We start from the raw sequence: 19,136 nt of genomic DNA on the forward strand, positions 1-19,136 counted from the left end.
GCGCGACGAGGACAGCGAACCAAAGAAAGAAGGAAAGAGTCATGCAACTCAATCCCGCAGAAATTTCTGAACTCATCAAGAGCCGCATCGAAGGTCTGGCCGCCAGCAGCGATATCCGCAACCAGGGTACCGTGGTGTCGGTGTCTGACGGTATCGTGCGCGTTCATGGCCTGTCGGACGTGATGCAGGGCGAAATGCTCGAGTTCCCCGCGACCAAGGACGGTCAGCCTTCCTACGGTCTGGCGCTGAACCTCGAGCGCGACTCCGTCGGCGCCGTGATTCTGGGCGAGTACGAGCACATCTCTGAAGGCGACACCGTCAAGTGCACGGGCCGCATTCTGGAAGTGCCCGTGGGTCCCGAACTGGTCGGCCGCGTGGTGAATGCTCTGGGTCAGCCGATCGACGGCAAGGGCCCCATCAACGCCAAGCTCACCGACGTGATCGAAAAGGTCGCTCCCGGTGTGATCGCCCGTAAGTCCGTGGACCAGCCTCTGCAGACCGGCCTGAAGTCCATCGACTCGATGGTGCCCGTGGGCCGTGGCCAGCGCGAGCTGATCATCGGTGACCGCCAGACCGGCAAGACCGCCGTGGCCATCGACGCCATCATCGCCCAGAAGGGCCAAGGCGTGACCTGTATCTACGTCGCCATCGGTCAGAAGGCATCGTCGATCAAGAACGTCGTGCGCGCTCTGGAACAAGCAGGCGCCATGGAGTACACGATTGTGGTGGCCGCATCGGCCTCCGAATCGGCTGCCATGCAGTACGTGTCGGCCTACTCGGGTTGCACGATGGGCGAATACTTCCGCGACCGCGGCCAAGACGCCCTGATCGTGTACGACGACCTGTCCAAGCAAGCTGTGGCCTACCGCCAAGTGTCGCTGCTGCTGCGTCGCCCACCAGGCCGCGAAGCCTATCCTGGCGACGTGTTCTATCTGCACAGCCGTCTGCTCGAACGCGCAGCCCGCGTGAACGCCGACTATGTCGAAGCCTTCACCAAGGGTGAAGTCAAGGGCAAGACCGGTTCGCTGACCGCACTGCCGATCATCGAAACGCAAGCTGGCGACGTGTCCGCTTTCGTGCCTACCAACGTGATCTCGATCACCGACGGCCAGATCTTCCTGGAAACCAGCCTGTTCAACGCCGGTATTCGTCCCGCCATCAACGCCGGTATCTCGGTGTCGCGCGTGGGTGGTGCCGCCCAGACCAAGCTGGTGAAGAACCTGTCCGGCGGTATCCGTACCGACTTGGCCCAGTACCGTGAACTGGCTGCGTTCGCGCAGTTTGCTTCCGATCTGGACGAAGCCACCCGTAAGCAGCTGGACCGCGGTGCCCGCGTGACAGAACTGCTCAAGCAGGCACAGTACAGCCCGCTGTCCATCTCGCTGATGGCCGCCACGCTGTTCGCTGTGAACAAGGGCTTCATGGACGACATCGATGTCAAGAAGGTGCTCGACTTCGAACACGGCCTGCACCAGTTCCTGAAGACCAGCCACGCCGCTTTGCTGGCCAAGCTGGAACAGGCCAAGGCCATGGACAAGGATGCAGAAGCCGAATTGACCGCAGCGATCGCCGCGTTCAAGAAGTCGTTCGCTTAAACCGGACGAGGAGCCATCATGGCAGCAGGCAAGGAAATACGCGGCAAGATCAAATCGGTGGAAAACACCAAGAAGATCACCAAAGCCATGGAAATGGTGGCCGCATCCAAAATGCGCAAGGCGCAGGACCGGATGCGGGCTGCCCGCCCATACAGCGAGAAGATCCGCAACATTGCAGCCAACCTCGGCAAGGCCAACCCGGAGTACGTGCACCCGTTCATGAAAGTGAACGATGCCAAGACCGCCGGTGTGATCGTCATCACTACGGACAAGGGCCTGTGCGGCGGCATGAACACCAACGTGTTGCGTGCCGTGACGACCAAGCTGCGTGAACTGCAGGGTGCTGGCGTCTCGACCGAAGCCGTGGCGATTGGCAACAAGGGCCTGGGTTTCCTGAACCGTGTGGGCGCCAAGGTGGTTTCGCACGTGACGGGCCTGGGCGACACCCCCCACCTGGACAAGCTGATTGGCCCGGTGAAGGTGCTGCTCGATGCATACGCAGAAGGCAAGATCAATGCGGTGTACCTGAGCTACACCAAGTTCATCAACACCATGAAGCAGGAATCGGTGGTGGAGCAGCTGCTCCCCCTGTCCTCCGAGCAGATGCAGGCTGAGAAGACGGAACACGGCTGGGACTACATCTATGAGCCCGATGCGCAAAGCGTCATCGACGAGCTGTTGGTCCGTTATGTCGAGTCCCTGATTTACCAGGCGGTTGCGGAAAACATGGCGTCCGAGCAGTCGGCACGCATGGTGGCCATGAAGGCCGCCACCGACAACGCCGGCAGCGTCATTGGCGAGTTGAAGCTGGTCTACAACAAGACGCGCCAGGCAGCGATCACGAAAGAACTTTCGGAAATCGTGGCTGGTGCCGCTGCTGTGTAAGCAGCTCAACAAACTACTTTATTGGAGCGAAAAATGGCTCAAGTGCAAGGCAAGATTGTTCAATGTATCGGCGCCGTGGTGGACGTTGAGTTCCCACGCGACCAGATGCCCAAGGTTTACGACGCCCTGAAGCTGGAAGGCTCTGCCCTGACGCTGGAAGTGCAGCAGCAGCTGGGTGACGGCGTGGTGCGTACCATCGCCCTGGGTTCCTCCGACGGCCTGCGCCGCGGCATCATGGTGACCAACACCGGCAACCCCATCACCGTGCCCGTGGGCAAGGCGACGCTGGGCCGCATCATGGACGTGCTGGGCAACCCCATCGACGAACGTGGTCCCGTGGGCCAGGAGCTGACGGCTTCGATCCACCGCAAGGCACCTGCGTACGACGAACTGTCGCCCTCGCAAGAACTGCTGGAAACCGGCATCAAGGTGATTGACCTGGTGTGCCCGTTCGCCAAGGGCGGTAAGGTGGGTCTGTTCGGTGGCGCCGGTGTGGGCAAGACCGTTAACATGATGGAACTCATCAACAACATCGCCAAGGCCCACTCGGGTCTGTCGGTGTTCGCTGGTGTGGGCGAGCGTACCCGCGAAGGGAACGACTTCTATCATGAAATGGCCGATTCCGGCGTGGTGAATCTGGAGAACCTGGGCGAGTCCAAAGTGGCCATGGTGTACGGCCAGATGAACGAGCCACCAGGCAACCGTCTGCGCGTGGCCCTGACCGGTCTGACCATTGCGGAATCTTTCCGTGACGAAGGCCGTGACGTGCTGTTCTTCGTGGACAACATCTACCGCTACACGCTGGCCGGTACTGAAGTGTCCGCTCTGCTGGGCCGTATGCCTTCCGCCGTGGGCTACCAGCCTACCCTGGCCGAAGAAATGGGCCGCCTGCAAGAGCGTATTACGTCCACCAAGGTCGGTTCGATCACCTCCATCCAGGCCGTGTACGTGCCAGCCGATGACTTGACCGATCCCTCGCCTGCTACGACGTTTGCCCACTTGGATTCCACCGTGGTGTTGTCGCGTGACATCGCCTCGCTGGGTATCTACCCCGCCGTGGATCCGCTGGACTCCACCAGCCGCCAGCTGGACCCGAACGTGGTGGGCGAAGACCACTACACCACGGCCCGCGCCGTGCAGGGTACGCTGCAGCGCTACAAGGAACTGCGCGACATCATCGCCATTCTGGGCATGGACGAACTGGCTCCTGAAGACAAGCTGGCTGTGGCCCGCGCTCGCAAGATCCAGCGTTTCCTGTCGCAGCCTTTCCACGTGGCCGAAGTGTTCACGGGCTCCCCAGGCAAGTACGTTCCCCTGGCCGAAACCATCCGTGGTTTCAAGATGATCGTGAACGGCGAATGCGATCACCTGCCAGAGCAAGCGTTCTACATGGTGGGCACCATTGACGAAGCCTTCGAAAAGGCCAAGAAGGTGGCCTGATGAGCCGTCGGCCGGGCAGCCCGTGGCGACCCGGCCTTCTGCAATCAAGCAACCCACCTTTTCCTAGGAGCAATGATGAACACCATCCACGTTGATGTGGTCAGTGCCGAAGAGTCCATCTTCTCCGGTGAAGCGCGCTTTGTCGCTCTGCCCGGCGAAGCTGGCGAGTTGGGCATCTACCCCCGCCACACCCCGCTGATCACCCGCATCAAGCCGGGCTCGGTGCGCATCGAAATGGCTGACGGTGGCGAAGAGTTCGTTTTCGTGGCCGGTGGCATTCTGGAAGTGCAACCCAACTGCGTGACCGTGTTGTCGGACACCGCCATCCGTGGCAAGGATCTGGACGACGAGAAGGCCAACGCGGCCAAGTCTGCAGCCGAAGAAGCGCTCAAGAACGCCAAGAGCGACATCGATCTGGCCAAGGCCCAGTCCGAGCTGGCTGTCATGGCTGCCCAGATTGCGGCACTGCGCAAGTTCCGCCAGAAGAAGTAAGCTTTCGCGAGCACTCTGGTGCGGCACAAAAAACCCGGCATTGCCGGGTTTTTTTATTTCTGTCGCGGTGACAACGCTCCAGACGTACACGCGGCCATACTCCTATAAGGGGGGCGCAGTATTGCCTATCGACGGCGTAGCAACTCGCCAGCAATGGCCTCTGCGAAGCTGGTCACTTGATCTCCGCTCCAAAACGCTTACGCACAAACAAAAAGGCCGGGGCCCCCTCACAGGGCCCCGGCCTTTTGCATTTGCACAGCTCTTTCACAAAGCCCCCATGCCGTACGCACGGGGCCTGTGGCAATTACATCGCGTTGCCGATTTCGCCCGAAGAAATCTGGCCGGTGCGCAGGGCTTCAGCAGCCTGGGCACGCACAGCAGCGCGGTCGGCGGTGGACTTGTAGGTCACCACACGCGAACCAGCAGGCTCTTGGCTGCGGGTTTGGGCCACGGTAGCGGCTTCAGCAGCCACTTCAGCACGGGTGCGGTTGGTTTCGAACTTGGTGGCGAACTGCGAAGCATCGGCTTCGTCAGCGTGGGCACCAAAAGCGGCGAAAGCGGCAACAGCAGCAACGGACAGGAAACGGACAGACTTGTTCATGGTGAAACTCCGGAAAATTTGAAAAAGAGGGACTTGGGTACTGAGAGATACGGCGCAACCAGAGCGGCAGATTCAGCCGCCCCGGGTCAATTAGCCGCGCTCACCCGAAGAAATCTGGCCGGTACGCACAGCTTCAGCAGCCTGGGCACGCACGGCAGCGCGGTCAGCCGTGGACTTGTAAGTCACCACACGCGAACCAGCGGGTTCGATCGAGCGGGTCTGGGCCACGGTAGCTGCTTCAGCTTGCACTTCAGCGCGAGTGCGGTTGGTTTCAAACTTGGTGGCGAACTGCGAAGCATCGGCTTCGTCAGCCTGGGCACCAAAAGAAGCGAAAGCAGCGACAGCGGCGATGGAGAGGAAACGTGCGGTGTTGTTCATGATGGAAATCCTTGAAGTTAAAGAAGCGGCTCAAAAAACCGGAACAAAGCGCCAAAAACAAAGAAAGCTGCCTGGGACCGGGTTCGGTGAGTCGCCTTGCGGGTTCGGCTCATCGATGGGATGAACTGTACGCCGGTGGGGTGCAGAGAAAAACCACCGAGTCGCGAACTAACTGTTCCAGTATTGGAAACAATGGAGGGAATGTATGAGAGCGCCCGAGGACTTAGGGCCTCACAAGGTGTCGGAACCGCCAGGCTTTCATGGATAACCCGGGTGCAAATTCAGGACGGCCAACGCCCCCCATGAGTTCAGTGTTCCGACCGCACGGGGGCCGTCAAGGCCAGAGAGTCGGCGCCCACAGGACATCCGAAAAGAGTGCTGTTGAGGGACTTGTGGCCGGATCGGGCGGGGCGGGTGCGGGGGCTGCGACAGCCAATGGCCTCGCCTGCAAGGTGCCCCGTCATCGTGGTCTTTGGTGTGCCGGCATGCGCCGCTCGTACGCTGTTGGGACAGCGCCCGCCAACCCGCGTCAGCGCACGATCGGTGCGTCTGGCAGCTCGTTGGGGACGCGGGAGTCCGCCGCGCGTGGAAAGTGCTGAATCAGCAGGGCGCCCACCGCGCTCACCGCCTGCGACAGGCCTTCCTCGTAATGCCCTTGCCGAAATTGGGCTGACATCTGAGCCGCCATCTCCTGCCACACCTCAGGAGGGACCTGGCGTGCCAAGCCCCGGTCGGCAACGATCTCAAACGCATGCTCGGGCATCAGCAGGTAGATCAGCACGCCGTTGTTGTGTTCGGTGTCCCACACGCGGTGCTTGCTGAACAGCATCAATGCGCGTTCCCGCGTTCGGGCGTGGCGGCGCAGGTAGCTCCAGGGCAGGCCCGCCTCGGCCACGATGCGGATCTGCCCGGTGTGTTGCAACTCGCTGGCCGCCACCTGCGCGCCCAGGCGCTGCAGCGCGGGTGCCGGGATGGCGGAGCGGCCAAAGGCGTCGTGCCAGCGGTGGTGCACCAGCCGCCACAGGGCCCGCCACAGCGTGTGCGCAGGTCGTTCGCTGTTCTCAACACCCATCACCAATCCCCCGATGCGCCGCCGCCGCCAAAATCGCCTCCGCTGCCCGAACTGAAGCCGCCGCTGTCACTGCTGCTGCTGAATCCGCCCGAACTGCCACTGCTCCAGCCCCCGGAGCCTCCGCCACCATGCCCCAGGCTGATGGGGCCGCTGCTGCCGCCAAACAGCCAGGTGTAGAGCAGTGCAATCACACCCGCACCCACCGACAGCAGCAGGCTGGAGGTGAACACAAACGCCAGGGCCCCCACGCCGCCGCCCACCGCCAGGCCGCCCAGCGCAGCCCCCAGCAGGCTGCGTGCCAACGGGCCGGCCACCATGGCGCCAAAGAACAGGAAGATGGCGAAGTCCGTCCAGTCGAACAGGCCGTGACTGCTGCCTCCAGCGGTGGGGGAGGGTGTCTCGGCCGGGGCGGGAAGGGCTTCGCCCGCAATGCGTGCGCCGATCTGCGTGATCGCTGCACCGAGGCCTCCCGCAAAGTCGCCTTGCTGAAAGCGAGGCTTCATCGCGCCGTCGATGATGCGTGCTGCTGCGATGTCGGGGATGGCGCCTTCCAGCGATTTGGCGACCTCAATGCGCATCTTGCGGTCGTTCTTGGCGACCACCACCAGCACGCCGTCACCCACGTCGCGGCGCCCGATCTTCCACTGGTTGCCGACGCGGTTCGCATAGGCGGCGATGTCTTCCGGTGCCGTGGTGGGGACCATCAGCACCACGACTTGCGAGCCGCGCGATTTTTCGAGCGCAACCAGCTGGCCCTCCAGCGCCTGAATGTCATTGGCGCTGAGCGTGCCTGTCTGATCCATGACGTGGCCGGTCAGCGCGGGCACCGCCAGCGGTTGCGATTGGGCCCAGCCAAAGATAGGCCATGAAGCTATCAAAAAAATAGCTATCAGGGCATGTCGAATGGGCGCTAGCAGCATGTTTGACTCAGATCAGACCAGGCAAGGGGTGTTCAGGGCTTGGCCTTGGATGCGGAGAAGTCCACCGTGGGCGGCACGGAGATCTGGGCCTCGTTGGCCACGGTAAAACTGGGCTTGGGGGCGTAGCTGAAGGCCATGGCTGTGAGGTTGGTGGGGAAGCTGCGGGCCAGCACGTTGTACTCCTGCACCGTCTGGATGTAGCGGTTGCGGGCCACGGTGATGCGGTTCTCGGTGCCTTCCAGTGTCACCCGCAGGTCGCGAAAACCCTGGTTGGCCTGCAGGGTGGGGTAGCGCTCGGACACGACCATCAGGCGCGACAAGGCGCTGGACAACTCGCCCTGGGCCTGCTGAAACTTGCTGAAAGCCTCGGGGTTGTTCAGGGTTTCGGGGGTGACCTGGATGGCCGTGGCCTTGGCACGGGCCTCGACCACCTTGGTCAGCGTCTCCTGCTCAAAGTTGGCCTCGCCCTTGACGGTGGCGACAATGTTGGGCACCAGGTCGGCCCGGCGCTGGTACTGGTTGAGCACTTCGCTCCACGCGGCCTTGGACTGCTCGTCCAGGCGCTGGAAGTCGTTGTAGCCGCAGCCGCTCAGTGTGAGTGTGGCAGCGAGCACGGTGAGGAGGGCAAGTAGACGTTGGATCATCATGATGGTGGAGTCCGCCGAGGGAGAAATGGGATGACTGTGCCAGAAACCGCGATGCGCAAGACAGCAAAATTTGGGGAGGACTTGTCGCCGTGGGAGCACCTCTAGAGCGCGTACAAAATCGGTACGCAGCAAGGCATTGCACCGCCGCCGCACAATAGCAGCCTCGCGTTGCACCTGTCACGCCATTCCAACCCACTTACCCTCTGAACCCACATGCCCCGCGCCCGATCAAAAGCAGCCACTCTGGGTGGCTCTTCGGATGAAACCGAATCCGCGTTCTATGAGGCGCTGCAGCGCGGTGACATCGATCTGCTGATGTCGTGCTGGGCGGACGACGACGAGATCGTCTGCGTGCATCCGGGGGGGCCGCGCCTGCTGGGGCCTGTGGCCATCCGTGCCGCGTTCGAGGCGATGTTCTCGCATGGCACCGTGCGTGCCCGGCCTGCGCAGGTGCACCGCGTGGTGGCACTGTCGAGCGCCGTGCACAGCGTGGTCGAGCAGGTCGAGGTGATGCTGCCCGACGGCCTGCACCAGGCCGTGGTCATGGCCACCAACGTGTACCACAAGACCCCTGAAGGCTGGCGCTTGGTGGCCCACCACGCCAGCCCGGGCGTGGCGCCCGATGCCCAGGTGGATGTGCTGGCGCAGCGCCCCGTTCTGCATTGAGAGGCCCCTGCGTGAGGATTTTGGGCCCCATTGGCTGTATGCGCCGACAACATATGCCCTGGCAGCTATGAAATACATAGCGCCTCGCTGGCTCCCGGGTGGCCAGTTGCAAACGATCTGGCCCGCCCTGTACGCGCGCCGGGTGTTCGGCCCGCGTCCTGAGTACCGCCGTGAGCGCTGGGACACCCCCGACGGCGATTTCGTCGATGTGGACTTTCTGCAGGATGGTGTGGTCGCTGACGCTCCCCGGCCGCTGCTGGTGGTGTTCCACGGGCTGGAAGGCTCGTCGCGCAGCCATTACTGCGAAGCCTTTGCCGACCTGGCCCGTGAGCGCGGCTGGGCCTGCGCGCTGCCGCACTTCCGGGGGTGCAGTGGCGAGATCAACCGCGCCCCGCGCGCCTACCACTCGGGCGACCACGCCGAGATCGGCTGGATGCTGCAGCAACTGCGTGCGCGCCACCAGGGGCCGCTGATGGCGGTGGGGGTGTCACTGGGCGGCAATGCACTGCTGCGCTGGGCCGCCGAAGTGGGCACTGACGCCGCGCGCAGCGCTGATGCGGTGGCGGCCGTGTGCTCGCCCATCGACCTGGCAGCGGGCGGTCATGCCATTGGGCGTGGCTTCAACCGGCTGGTGTACACGCGCATGTTCATGCGCACTCTGGTGCCCAAGGCACTGCAGAAGCTGGCCCAGCACCCGGGGCTGTTTGACCGGCAGGCGCTGCTGGCCGCGCGGGATCTGTACGCGTTCGACAACGTGTTCACAGCGCCGGTCCACGGGTTTCGCAATACCGAGGACTACTGGCTGCGCGCGTCGGCCAAGCCGCTGCTGCACCGCATCCGCATCCCGGCCCTGGTGGTGAACGCGCGCAACGACCCCTTTGTGCCCGCTGGCAGCCTGCCGGGCGTGCGCGAGGTAGAGCGCCATGTGACGCTCTGGCAGCCGGCGCACGGCGGCCATGTGGGGTTCCCGCGTGGGTTGCCACCCGGGCATGTGCGCGCCATGCCCGACGCGGTGGGAGGGTGGCTGGCCGAGCACAGTGGGGCGCTGGCGCAGCACGGCGCACAATCCGCCCATGGATGACATCGTCAAACAGGCACTGGCCAAATGGCCCAACGTGCCTGACTGCTATGGCTGGCTGGGCCTGGATGCGCGCGGCCACTGGTATCTGCGCGACGACGCCGTGCAGGCGGCGGGCGCATTTCCGCACAGCAAAGGCATGCTGCTGCAGCACGACAAGTTGCTGGCTTTCATCGCGCGCAATTACGAGCATGACGACCAGGGGCAGTGGTTCTTTCAGAACGGCCCGCAGCGCGTGTACGTGGAGCTGGAGGCAACGCCCTGGGTCTGGCGCCTGCAGCCGCAGGACCTGAGCGTCGTCAGCCACACCGGTCGGGAGGCGTTGGTGCGCCGCTGCCTGCTGGACGAACTGGGCCGTGTGTACCTGGAGACAGACCTGGGCCTCGGGCTGGTCCACACGCTGGACGTGGCACTGGCAGCAGAGGCGGTGACCGATGGGCGCTGGACGCCCGAGGACGTGCAGGCGCAGGACCTGCCGGCGCGCTACGGGTATGTCTGCAGCCCGCGTGCCAGGTCGCAAGCCGGGGCGTCGCGGCCAAACTGACGCTCTGCTACACGGCCCTCCGCCCTGAGTTGCAGGCAATGACTGCTGCTCATCGATGAGCGGGATGGGTTCCAAAACGACAAAGCCGGTCGCAAGGACCGGCTTTGGGTTTGGGTCTCTACCCCGCCTGGGCGGGATAAAAGGGCTGCATTACTTGGCGGCGGCTGCCATGAACTCCACCGCGGCGCGCAGATCAGCGTCAGAGGCCTGTGTACCACCACGGGGAGGCATGGCGCCCTTGCCCTTGGCGACACTGGCGTACAGCGCATCGATGCCTGCGGGCAGGCGAGCGGCCCATGCGGCCTTGTCACCAAACTTGGGAGCACCGGCCACACCGGCAGCGTGGCACACCTGGCAAGCCTGCTTGTACAGAGCCTCGCCAGCGCCTGCTGCGGCGGCTGCAGGCGCGGCAGCTACTGCTACAGCGGGCGCAGCCGCTGCAGGGGCTGCGGCGGGTGCTGGTGCAGGAGCGGCCGCGGGGGCTGCGTCTGCCTGGGCGGCAGGGGCCGCAGCGGCGGGAGCAGCAGGTTCGGCAAACTTGGCGCCACCGGCGTTGGCCATGTAGGCCACGGCGCGTGCGATTTCGGTGTCGTTGAAGTCGCCGCCGCCTTGGGGGGCCATGGCGCCCTTGCCCTTCAGGGCGGACTGCACCAGGGCTTCAAACCCGGTGCCAATGCGCGCAGCCCAGGCAGCTGCGTCGCCAAACTTGGGGGCACCTGCAGCACCGGAGGCATGGCAGGCCGAGCACTGGGCCTTGAAGACTTCTTCGCCGCTCTTGAGGGGGCGGTTGGCGTCGCGCACTTCGACCATGCCGATCTTCTGGATGCGTTCGGCGATGGCCTTTTCGGGGTTGACGGCACCGGCAGCGGGCTTGTCCGCCGACGTCACATACAGGACCAAGCCAATGATGGCAAAGATCGGAACTACAAACGAGAAAAGTACCGCGACCAGCAACTGCTTGGGGTTCTTGATCGGGCCGGTATGGGCTTCTTCGTGGTGGTTGTCGCTCATGTCGTCCTCAGGTGTATCGGGGGCTTCGGTGTAATCAACCTTAAATTATATCTGCGGGGATGGTTATTCCGATCCCCGCTTGATGCAGACAACCACGGGTTTGCCCCAGCGCGCGCAGCGCCCCAGGGGGCTGCGCGCGCTTCAGCCCTGGGCTTCAGGAGGGGGCCTGGGCGCTGGTGTCGGGTGCTCCGCCCCCCAGTGCCTTGTACAGCGACACTTGGTTTTGCAGTTGCGCCAGCCGGACCTGCACCACGGCCTGCTGGGCCGTGAACAGCGAGCGTTGTGCGTCCAGCAGGTCCAGATAGCTGGCCACGCCGTTGCGGTATCGCAGGTCGGCCAGTTGCAGGCGCGCGGCTTCTGCCTGAGCCTGCTGTTGCTGGGCCTGGGCCTGTTCGCCCAGGGTGGCTTGCCCGGCCAGCGCGTCCGAGACTTCCCGGAACGCGGTCTGGATGGCTTTTTCGTACTGCGCCACGGCAATCTCCCGGCCGACCCGGGCGCTGTCCAGATTGGCCTGGTTGCGGCCCGCGTCAAAAATGGGCAGCAGCAGGGATGGCGCAATGGTGAAGCCCCAGGAGCCGTTCTTGAACAGGCCGGACAGCTCACCGCTGGCGGTCCCTGCCTGCGCTGTCAGGGAGATGCGCGGGAAAAACGCCGCCCGCGCCGCGCCGATGTTGGCGTTGGCGCCAATCAGTTGCTGCTCCGCCTGGCGGATGTCCGGCCGGCGGGTGAGCAACTCTGACGGCACGCCAGCAGGCAGCGGTGCCATCGCAGGCACGTCGGCCAGCTTGCCACCCGCCAGACTGGCGCGCACGTCCTGGGGCAGTGCTTGGCCCAGCAGCAGGACCAGCGCGTTTTCGTCGAGCGCGCGCTGGCGCTGTTGCTGTGCCAGCGTGGCGCGGGCCGCCTGGGTGAGCGACTCTGCCTGGCGGAAGTCGAGCTCGGAGGCCACGCCCGCGTCCAGGCGCATCTTGGTCAGGCGCACCGACTCCTCGCGCGAGGCAAGGGTCTGGCGCGACAGGTCCAGCAGTTCCTCGTCGGCCAGCAGCGTCAGCCAGCCATTGGCCACCGCCGCCACCAGGCTCACCTGGGCGGCGTTGCGGCCTTCTTCGGTGGCGAGGTATTGGGCGAGCGCTTGTTCCTTGAGACTGGCAATGCGGCCAAAGAAGTCGATCTCCCAGGCGGATACGGCCAGGCCCACGCTGAACGAGTTGGTCAGGTTGCCGGTGCCCGCAGCGGGCGCCCGGCTGGCATTGGCCGCCAGGCCCACGCCCGGGTACAGGTCGGCACGGCGCACCTGGTAGGTGGCCCGAGCCTGCTCGATGTTGAGCATGGCCACCCGCAGGTCCCGGTTGTTGGCCAGCGCAATGCCGATGAGCTGCTGCAGGCGTGGCTCGGCAAAGTAGTTCTGCCAGGGCACGGTGGCGCCCGGCTGAACCGCCGCACCGTCCGTCGTTGCTGCAGCGCCGGCATAAGTGGCGGGGACGGGGGGCTGGGGGCGTTCGTAGGTAGGAATGAACGAGCAGCCCGCCAGCAGCGCCGCCGCTGCGGCCGCTGCCAGTGCCAGGGGGGTACGGCGGTGTTTAGTCATGGGTTCCAACTCCTGCTTCTTCTGCATGGCGGCGGTTCATTTCCTGCTGGCGTGCGCTGCCCTTGAACAGGCTGCGCACCACCACAAAGAACACGGGCACAAAGAACACGGCCAGGGCGGTGCCGGTGACCATGCCACCCAGCACGCCAGTGCCGATGGCCCGCTGGCTGGCAGAGCCGGCGCCCGACGCGACGACCAGTGGCAGCACACCCAGGCCGAACGCCATCGAGGTCATCACGATGGGGCGGAACCGCAGGTGCGCAGCGGCCAGCGCCGACTCGATCACGCCCTTGCCTTGGGCCTGCAGGTCCTTGGCGAACTCGATGATCAGGATGGCGTTTTTCGCCGACAGGCCAATGATGGTGATCAGGCCCACCTGGAAGTACACGTCATTGGCATAGCCGCGCAGCAAGGTGGCCAGCAGCACGCCCAACACGCCCAGAGGCACCACCAAGATCACGGCCAACGGGATCGACCAGCTCTCGTACAGCGCGGCCAGGCACAGGAACACCGCCAGGATGGCAAAGCTGTACAGGATGAGCGACTGCGAGCCTGCGAGCTTTTCTTCGCGCGACTGGCCGGTCCATTCAAAGCCAAAGCCTTGGGGTAGTTGGCCTGCCAGCTTCTCCATCTCGGCCATAGCCGCCCCCGTGCTGTAGCCCGGGGCGGGCGAGCCGGAGATGCGCATGGCGGGGTAGCCGTTGTAGCGCACGGTTTGCTGCGCGCCGGTCACCCAGCGCGTCGTGGCGAACGCCGACAGTGGCACCGGTTTGCCCTGGCTGTTGGTGGCATTGATCTGCAGCAGATCGTCAGGCTGCATGCGTGCAGGCGCATCGGCTTGCACCACCACCCGCTGCAGGCGGCCCTGGTTGGGGAAGTCGTTCACATAGCTGGAACCCAGCGCTGTGGAGAGCGCAGAGTTGATGGCGTCGAAGGGCACGCCCAGCGCGTTGGCCTTGTCACGGTCAATGTCGATTTGCAGCTGGGGCGCATCTTCCAGACCATCAGGACGCAACTGCGTCAGCACCTTGCTCTGCGATGCCATGCCCAGCAACTGGTTGCGGGCTTTCACCAAAGCTTCGTGCCCCGCGCCGCCCCGGTCTTGCAGGCGGAATGTGAAGCCGCTGGCGTTGCCCAGCTCGGGAATGGGTGGCGGGCTCAGCGGGAAGATGAACGCATCGCGAATGCCCATCAGCGCACCGAAGGCGCGGTTAGCCACGTCCTGCGCCGACTGGCCTGGGCCGTGGCGTTCGCTCCAGTCCTTGAGGGTCACAAACGCGAGGGCCGCGTTTTGCCCCTGGCCAGAGAAGCTGAAGCCCAGCACACCCACCATGCTCTGCACCTCAGGCTGCTTCAGGATGAAGCCTTCGACCTGCTCCATCACGGCCAGCGTCCGCTCCTGCGTGGCGCCGGGAGGCAGCTGCACATTGACGATGATGTTGCCCTGGTCCTCGCTTGGCAGGAACGATGTGGGCAGGCGCATGTAGACCACCGCTACGGCGCCGATGATGGCGGCGTAGATCACGAGGTAACGCGCAGAGCGACGGAGGATGCGCGCCACAAAGCCTTCATAGCCCTTGGCGGTGCGCGAAAAGCCGCGATTGAACCAGCCAAAGAAGCCGGTCTTCTCGTGGTGGTGCCCAGCCTCGACGGGTTTGAGCAGCGTGGCGCACAGCGCTGGCGTGAGCGACAGTGCCATGAAGGCCGAGAAGCCAATGGAGGCCACCATCACCGCCGAGAACTGGCGGTAGATGTTGCCGGTGGAGCCTGCAAAAAAGGCCAGCGGCACGAACACCGAGATCAGCACCACCGTCACGCCGATGATGGCACCCGAGATCTGGCGCATGGCTTTGCGGGTGGCCTCCAGTGGAGACAGGCCTTCTTCGCTCATGATGCGCTCGACGTTCTCCACCACCACGATGGCATCGTCCACTACGATACCGATCACCAGCACCATGCCGAACATGGTGAGCACGTTGATCGAGAAGCCCAGCGCGAGCAGCGTGGCAAATGTGCCCAGCAGCGCAATCGGCACCACGATGGTCGGGATGATGGTGTAGCGCCAGTTCTGCAGGAACAGGAACATCACGAGGAACACCAGCACCACGGCCTCGACCAGGGTTTCAGCCACCTGCTTGATGGAGATGTCCACGAAGCGCGAGCTGTCGTACGGAATGCTCCAGCTCATGCCTTCCGGGAAGTAGCGCGAGAGTTCATCCATCTTGGCGCGCACATCCTTGGCTGCCTCCAGCGCATTGCCGCTGGGCGACAGCTGAACGCCGATGCCGACGGCGGGCTTGCCGTTCAGGCGCGCAGCGGTGGCGTAGGCCTGGCCGCCCAGTTCCACACGCGCCACATCCTTGATGCGCACGGTGGAACCATCGGTGTTCGCACGCAGCACGATGTTGCCGAACTGCTCGACGCTGGACAGCTGCCCGTTGACCACCACAGTGGCAGCAATGCCCTGGCCCGCGACGTTGGGCAGGTCGCCAATAGTGCCGCTGGCCACCTGGGCGTTCTGGGCGCGTATGGCAGCGGTGATCTCGGCGGCTGACAGGTTGTAGCTCAGCATCTTGGCCGGGTCGATCCAGATGCGCATCGCCCGCTCGGTACCGAACAGCTGGGCCTGGCCAATACCCTTGAGGCGTTGCAGTTCTGGCACCACGTTGCGCGACGCATAGTCACCCAAGGCCACGGTGTCGGTGGCCGGGTTGCTGGACGACAGCATGGTGAACAGCAGGAAGTTGGAGCGCGACTTGTCCACGCGCACACCCTGTTGTGTCACGGCAGAAGGCAGGCGCGGCGTGGCCCGTGAAAGCCGGTTCTGCACGTCCACTTGTGCCAGATCGGCGTTGGTGCCGGGCTGAAAACTCAGGGTGATGCTGCCGGAACCATCGGCTTGCGCCACCGACTCCATGTAGATCAGCCCGGGGGAACCGTTCATCTCGCGCTCGATCACCGACAGCACGCTGTCTTCGAGGGTTTGCGCCGATGCGCCGGGGTAGGCCGCGTTGATGACGATGGACGGTGGTGCCACCGGCGGGTACTGGGCAATCGGTAGCTGCGTGATGGCTACGCCGCCCATCACCATGATGAACAGCGCAATCACCCACGCAAAAATGGGGCGGTCAATGAAAAATTTGGCCATGCTGGATTGCCCCTTATGGCTTGGATGCGGCCGAAGCAGGTGCGGCTGGCGCCTCTGCGGAGGTGGGCGCGGAGGCGGTCGCCGCTGCCGGCGCAGGCGTGCCTGGCGCTTGCCATGGGACGGGCTTGACGGGGGCTCCGGGAGGCAGCATCTGCAGCTTCTGGAACCCGTCCACCATTACTTTTTCTCCCGCCTTCAGCCCGTCCAGCACCACCCAGCGGTTGTTCTGCGCGGCACTGATCTTGACGGTGCGTTGGGACACCTTGCCGTCCTCGCCCACCACGCTGACCGTGTCGCCCTGCTGGGTCCGCGTGACAGCCTGCTGGGGCAGGGTGATGGCGTTGCTGGCCTGCGCCTGTTCAATCCGCACGCGCAGGTACAGGCCGGGCAGCAGTTCGCCCTTGGGGTTGGGCACTTCGGCGCGCAGGGTGACCTGGCCGGTGGTGGAGTCCACCGACAAATCTGTGAACAGCAGCTTGCCGGCTTGCGCGTATTCAGAGCCATCGCTGAGCACCAGCTTGACGCTGGCCCCCTGTCCGCCGCCCGCGCGCTTGAATTGCCCGCTTTCCATGGCACGGCGCAGCTGGAACACGTCTGCGGCCGATTGGGTGAAATTGACGTACACCGGGTCGATCTGCTGCACCACGGCCAAGGCGGTCGCTTCGCCCTGGCCCACCAGGGCGCCTTCCGTGACGAGCGCTCGGCCAATGCGGCCGGAGATGGGGGCGGTCACGCTGGCATAGCCGAGGTTGATGTCGGCGGTGCGCACTGCGGCCTTGGCGGCCGCCACGTCGGCCTGGGCTTGCTTTTCGGCCGCTTCCGCATTCACAAAGTCCTGTTTGCTGATGGCATTGGCGGCGACCAGCGGGCGATAGCGTTCTGCCTGGGCGCTGGCCTGCGCCAGATTGGCCTGTGCCTTGGCAAGGCTGGCGCGTGCACTTTCTGCCGCTGCGGCGTAGGGAGCGGGATCAATGCGGAACAGCACTTGCCCCGCCTTGACGTCGCTGCCTTCCTTGAACACCCGCTGCTGGAGGATGCCTGCGGCCCGGGCGCGCACCTGGGCCACGCGCGATGCCTCAACGCGGCCAGGCAACTCGGTGATCAGGCCTACATCGCCCGGGGTGGCGGTGACCACGCCCACTTCGACGGGCGGGGGTGTGGGGCCACCCGCACCGGCGGCCTGTCCATCGGCCTTGCCGCAGGCGGATACCAGCAGTACCGCTGCGCTGATGGCCGCCAGCGAAAGCACTCGTCGGGTGGTGGTGGCACGCAGTTGCGGGGTGCCGGATGCGTCATGCAGTTGGGGCATGGAAGTCCTTTGGATGTGCGTCAGAAAAGGGAGGGAGCCGCTAGGCCAGGCCGGGCTCAGGGCGCTGCGCGCGAAGTCCCGCCAGTTTGATCGGAAATTATACATACAGACATGAATGTATAATTGTTGACTGCGACAGATGCCCCTCCGCAGCTGTAGGGGTTTTGGAGACTCAACAAGGTGTTTGACTATGGCGCGCCGGACAAAAGAAGATGCAATCGCCACCCGTAACGGGTTGATCGATGCGGCTGAATTGGTGTTTCGGGAGAAGGGAGTGTCCCGGGCGTCTCTAAGTGATATTGCGCAGGCTGCGGGGGCTACCCGTGGCGCGATCTACTGGCATTTCAAGGACAAGGTAGATCTGTTCGGCGCCATGATGGATCGGGTCACGCTGCCGCTGGAGCAGGGCTTTGCCAGCTTTGAAGACAGTGCCGGTGCTGATCCGGTGCAGCGGCTGCGGGCGGTGATGGCGCTGGTATTTCGCAGTGTGGCCTCGGACGAGCACACCCGCCGGGTTTTCGAAATTGCTTTGTACAAGGTGGAGTACGTGAGCGAGCTGACGGGCTTGCGTGAGCGCCATGTGGCGGCTTCTGAGGGGTTTACGCAGCAACTGGCGCGTGACTTTGCGTTGGCGGCGGAGTTGCAGGGGGTGGCTCTGTCGATGTCAGCCATGGAGGCGGCCATCAGTCTGCACGCTCTTTTTGATGGATTGATTCGCAACTGGATCCTCAATGAGGGTGGCTTCGATCTCGTTCGCGTGGGGGGTGTGAGCACTGACGCATTTCTTCAGGGGGTGGGCTTGTCGCTGGACGGGTCGAAGGAGTCCATGCGCCCCTGTCGTGATTGAGCGCTGGGGCTTTGTTTGGTTGGAAGCCTGTCGCGTGCAATAATCAAAGGCTGCGTAAGTCAGAGGTGTGCGGCTGTAGCTCAGTGGATAGAGTATTGGCCTCCGAAGCCAAGGGTCGTGGGTTCGATCCCCGCCAGCCGCGCCAACGATCAATGCAGCAGCAAGCATTGCCAGTGTTTGTGATGGGTGCCAAGTGCGTTTAATTTTTAAACGTGCAAAAAATTGGTGCTATAATTCGAAATTCTCCGGAGGGGTGCCCGAGTGGCTAAAGGGGGCAGACTGTAAATCTGTTGGCTTACGCCTACACTGGTTCGAATCCAGTCCCCTCCACCAGTGAGTGAGCAGTGTTGAGAGTGTTGCTTGGCCGTGCAAGATGGGGTCAAGTTCGCAAAGGCCGGTGGTCTGCGCGGGAGTAGTTCAATGGTAGAACCCTAGCCTTCCAAGCTAATGACGCGGGTTCGATTCCCGTCTCCCGCTCCATTGTTCATTGCGTTGGTTTGTTGAGTAGAAATTTTTGGTGCTGTGCAAGCAGTGTCAATTGCCCATGTGGCTCAGTGGTAGAGCACTCCCTTGGTAAGGGAGAGGTCGCGGGTCCGATTCCCGCCATGGGCACCACTTTCTGGTGCGTCCGGTTCTGGTTGCGCCGAGATCCTGTTGTGTAGATATAGATTTTTTTCGGAGTCGGAAAAATGGCAAAAGGAAAATTCGAGCGGACCAAGCCCCACGTGAACGTGGGCACGATCGGTCACGTGGACCATGGCAAGACGACGCTGACGGCAGCTATTGCTACGGTGCTGTCCTCCAAGTTCGGCGGCGAAGCCAAGGCCTACGACCAGATCGACGCTGCGCCCGAAGAAAAGGCCCGCGGTATCACGATCAACACCGCCCACGTGGAATACGAAACGGCCAACCGCC

At 63.8% G+C, this 19,136-nt stretch carries 18 protein-coding genes and 4 tRNA genes; 13 read left to right on the forward strand and 9 right to left on the reverse strand.

Annotated elements, in window-relative coordinates; genetic code table 11:
• Window positions 1-41 precede the first annotated feature (41 nt).
• The 4 genes from atpA to DNK89_RS23050 all read left to right on the forward strand — a co-directional run bounded on the left by atpA (window position 42) and on the right by DNK89_RS23050 (window position 4,412).
• Window positions 42-1,595, forward strand: coding sequence for a F0F1 ATP synthase subunit alpha (gene atpA / locus DNK89_RS23035; protein WP_060987364.1), 1,554 nt, complete (start codon window positions 42-44; stop codon window positions 1,593-1,595).
• 18 nt (window positions 1,596-1,613) lie between these two features.
• Window positions 1,614-2,480, forward strand: a complete 867-nt coding sequence (gene atpG / locus DNK89_RS23040) for a F0F1 ATP synthase subunit gamma (RefSeq protein WP_056058853.1) — start codon at window positions 1,614-1,616, stop codon at window positions 2,478-2,480.
• A 33-nt stretch (window positions 2,481-2,513) separates the two neighbouring features.
• Window positions 2,514-3,920 (forward strand): F0F1 ATP synthase subunit beta, encoded by a 1,407-nt coding sequence (gene atpD / locus DNK89_RS23045; protein WP_015012215.1) that lies wholly within the window; start codon window positions 2,514-2,516, stop codon window positions 3,918-3,920.
• Between the two features lie 75 nt (window positions 3,921-3,995).
• Entirely contained in the window at window positions 3,996-4,412 is a 417-nt protein-coding gene (locus DNK89_RS23050; protein ID WP_015012216.1) for a F0F1 ATP synthase subunit epsilon, read from the forward strand.
• Window positions 4,413-4,716: 304 nt separating this feature from the next.
• Here the strand turns inward: DNK89_RS23050 and DNK89_RS23055 are convergent, their stop codons facing one another.
• From DNK89_RS23055 to DNK89_RS23075, 5 genes are all read right to left on the reverse strand, one after another.
• Entirely contained in the window at window positions 4,717-5,013 is a 297-nt protein-coding gene (locus tag DNK89_RS23055; RefSeq protein ID WP_015012217.1) for a hypothetical protein, read from the reverse strand.
• A 90-nt stretch (window positions 5,014-5,103) separates the two neighbouring features.
• Window positions 5,104-5,391, reverse strand: coding sequence for a hypothetical protein (locus DNK89_RS23060; RefSeq protein ID WP_015012218.1), 288 nt, complete (start codon window positions 5,389-5,391; stop codon window positions 5,104-5,106).
• A gap of 529 nt (window positions 5,392-5,920) precedes the next feature.
• Window positions 5,921-6,463 (reverse strand): TPM domain-containing protein, encoded by a 543-nt coding sequence (locus DNK89_RS23065; RefSeq protein WP_110961984.1) that lies wholly within the window; start codon window positions 6,461-6,463, stop codon window positions 5,921-5,923.
• Window positions 6,463-7,383 carry a YgcG family protein gene (locus tag DNK89_RS23070; RefSeq protein ID WP_110961985.1) on the reverse strand — a complete coding sequence of 307 codons (921 nt, stop codon included), beginning with the start codon at window positions 7,381-7,383 and terminating at the stop codon, window positions 6,463-6,465. Before DNK89_RS23070 ends, DNK89_RS23065 begins: the two co-directional genes overlap by 1 nt.
• Window positions 7,384-7,415: 32 nt before the next feature.
• On the reverse strand, window positions 7,416-8,027 hold the full coding sequence (locus tag DNK89_RS23075; RefSeq protein WP_110961993.1) for a LemA family protein: 612 nt from the start codon (window positions 8,025-8,027) through the stop codon (window positions 7,416-7,418).
• Between the two features lie 216 nt (window positions 8,028-8,243).
• Here DNK89_RS23075 and DNK89_RS23080 point away from each other — a divergent pair, with 216 nt between their 5' ends.
• The 3 genes from DNK89_RS23080 (at window position 8,244) to DNK89_RS23090 (ending at window position 10,318) form a co-directional block, all read left to right on the forward strand.
• Window positions 8,244-8,696: a nuclear transport factor 2 family protein gene (locus DNK89_RS23080; RefSeq protein ID WP_060987091.1), complete on the forward strand. Its 453-nt coding sequence runs from the start codon at window positions 8,244-8,246 to the stop codon at window positions 8,694-8,696.
• A gap of 67 nt (window positions 8,697-8,763) precedes the next feature.
• Complete coding sequence (locus DNK89_RS23085; protein ID WP_110961986.1) at window positions 8,764-9,777, forward strand: YheT family hydrolase; 1,014 nt, start codon at window positions 8,764-8,766, stop codon at window positions 9,775-9,777.
• A complete protein-coding gene (locus tag DNK89_RS23090) occupies window positions 9,770-10,318 on the forward strand; it encodes a DUF2946 family protein (protein WP_110961987.1) in 549 nt (182 codons plus the stop codon). The genes DNK89_RS23085 and DNK89_RS23090 overlap by 8 nt, the downstream gene beginning before the upstream one ends.
• A 150-nt stretch (window positions 10,319-10,468) precedes the next feature.
• Here the strand turns inward: DNK89_RS23090 and DNK89_RS23095 are convergent, their stop codons facing one another.
• The 4 genes from DNK89_RS23095 to DNK89_RS23110 form a co-directional block, all read right to left on the reverse strand.
• A complete protein-coding gene (locus tag DNK89_RS23095; RefSeq protein ID WP_110961988.1) occupies window positions 10,469-11,329 on the reverse strand; it encodes a cytochrome c5 family protein in 861 nt (286 codons plus the stop codon).
• Between the two features lie 154 nt (window positions 11,330-11,483).
• Window positions 11,484-12,917: an efflux transporter outer membrane subunit gene (locus tag DNK89_RS23100; protein WP_110961994.1), complete on the reverse strand. Its 1,434-nt coding sequence runs from the start codon at window positions 12,915-12,917 to the stop codon at window positions 11,484-11,486.
• Window positions 12,910-16,065 (reverse strand): efflux RND transporter permease subunit, encoded by a 3,156-nt coding sequence (locus DNK89_RS23105; RefSeq protein ID WP_110961989.1) that lies wholly within the window; start codon window positions 16,063-16,065, stop codon window positions 12,910-12,912. Before DNK89_RS23105 ends, DNK89_RS23100 begins: the two co-directional genes overlap by 8 nt.
• Window positions 16,066-16,078: 13 nt before the next feature.
• Complete coding sequence (locus DNK89_RS23110) at window positions 16,079-17,374, reverse strand: efflux RND transporter periplasmic adaptor subunit (protein ID WP_110961990.1); 1,296 nt, start codon at window positions 17,372-17,374, stop codon at window positions 16,079-16,081.
• A 190-nt stretch (window positions 17,375-17,564) separates the two neighbouring features.
• Here DNK89_RS23110 and DNK89_RS23115 point away from each other — a divergent pair, with 190 nt between their 5' ends.
• The 6 genes from DNK89_RS23115 to DNK89_RS23140 form a co-directional block, all read left to right on the forward strand.
• Entirely contained in the window at window positions 17,565-18,221 is a 657-nt protein-coding gene (locus DNK89_RS23115; RefSeq protein WP_110961991.1) for a TetR family transcriptional regulator, read from the forward strand.
• Window positions 18,222-18,290: 69 nt separating this feature from the next.
• A tRNA-Arg gene (locus DNK89_RS23120) sits at window positions 18,291-18,366 on the forward strand.
• A gap of 102 nt (window positions 18,367-18,468) precedes the next feature.
• Window positions 18,469-18,554: transfer RNA gene (locus DNK89_RS23125), tRNA-Tyr, on the forward strand.
• Window positions 18,555-18,627: 73 nt separating this feature from the next.
• Window positions 18,628-18,701 (forward strand) — tRNA-Gly (locus DNK89_RS23130).
• Between the two features lie 60 nt (window positions 18,702-18,761).
• Window positions 18,762-18,836 (forward strand) — tRNA-Thr (locus DNK89_RS23135).
• A gap of 74 nt (window positions 18,837-18,910) precedes the next feature.
• On the forward strand, window positions 18,911-19,136 hold a 226-nt coding region (locus DNK89_RS23140; protein WP_238990805.1), incomplete at its 3' end, for a GTP-binding protein.

The organism is Acidovorax sp. ST3, from assembly GCF_003231145.1.
Classification (GTDB): Bacteria; Pseudomonadota; Gammaproteobacteria; order Burkholderiales; family Burkholderiaceae_C; genus Acidovorax.

What these genes read in the sequence shown, in the direction of transcription:
- DNK89_RS23050 (WP_015012216.1), top strand. Translation starts at nt 3,996, where the DNA reads ATGAACACCATCCACGTTGATGTGGTCAGTGCCGAAGAGTCCATCTTC.
- DNK89_RS23065 (WP_110961984.1), bottom strand. Translation starts at nt 6,463, where the DNA reads ATGGGTGTTGAGAACAGCGAACGACCTGCGCACACGCTGTGGCGGGCC.
- DNK89_RS23090 (WP_110961987.1), top strand. Translation starts at nt 9,770, where the DNA reads ATGGATGACATCGTCAAACAGGCACTGGCCAAATGGCCCAACGTGCCT.
- DNK89_RS23115 (WP_110961991.1), top strand. Translation starts at nt 17,565, where the DNA reads ATGGCGCGCCGGACAAAAGAAGATGCAATCGCCACCCGTAACGGGTTG.
- DNK89_RS23100 (WP_110961994.1), bottom strand. Translation starts at nt 12,917, where the DNA reads ATGACTAAACACCGCCGTACCCCCCTGGCACTGGCAGCGGCCGCAGCG.
- DNK89_RS23070 (WP_110961985.1), bottom strand. Translation starts at nt 7,383, where the DNA reads ATGCTGCTAGCGCCCATTCGACATGCCCTGATAGCTATTTTTTTGATA.
- DNK89_RS23110 (WP_110961990.1), bottom strand. Translation starts at nt 17,374, where the DNA reads ATGCCCCAACTGCATGACGCATCCGGCACCCCGCAACTGCGTGCCACC.
- DNK89_RS23080 (WP_060987091.1), top strand. Translation starts at nt 8,244, where the DNA reads ATGCCCCGCGCCCGATCAAAAGCAGCCACTCTGGGTGGCTCTTCGGAT.
- atpG (WP_056058853.1), top strand. Translation starts at nt 1,614, where the DNA reads ATGGCAGCAGGCAAGGAAATACGCGGCAAGATCAAATCGGTGGAAAAC.
- atpA (WP_060987364.1), top strand. Translation starts at nt 42, where the DNA reads ATGCAACTCAATCCCGCAGAAATTTCTGAACTCATCAAGAGCCGCATC.
- DNK89_RS23085 (WP_110961986.1), top strand. Translation starts at nt 8,764, where the DNA reads ATGAAATACATAGCGCCTCGCTGGCTCCCGGGTGGCCAGTTGCAAACG.
- DNK89_RS23055 (WP_015012217.1), bottom strand. Translation starts at nt 5,013, where the DNA reads ATGAACAAGTCTGTCCGTTTCCTGTCCGTTGCTGCTGTTGCCGCTTTC.
- DNK89_RS23060 (WP_015012218.1), bottom strand. Translation starts at nt 5,391, where the DNA reads ATGAACAACACCGCACGTTTCCTCTCCATCGCCGCTGTCGCTGCTTTC.
- DNK89_RS23075 (WP_110961993.1), bottom strand. Translation starts at nt 8,027, where the DNA reads ATGATCCAACGTCTACTTGCCCTCCTCACCGTGCTCGCTGCCACACTC.
- DNK89_RS23095 (WP_110961988.1), bottom strand. Translation starts at nt 11,329, where the DNA reads ATGAGCGACAACCACCACGAAGAAGCCCATACCGGCCCGATCAAGAAC.
- atpD (WP_015012215.1), top strand. Translation starts at nt 2,514, where the DNA reads ATGGCTCAAGTGCAAGGCAAGATTGTTCAATGTATCGGCGCCGTGGTG.
- DNK89_RS23105 (WP_110961989.1), bottom strand. Translation starts at nt 16,065, where the DNA reads ATGGCCAAATTTTTCATTGACCGCCCCATTTTTGCGTGGGTGATTGCG.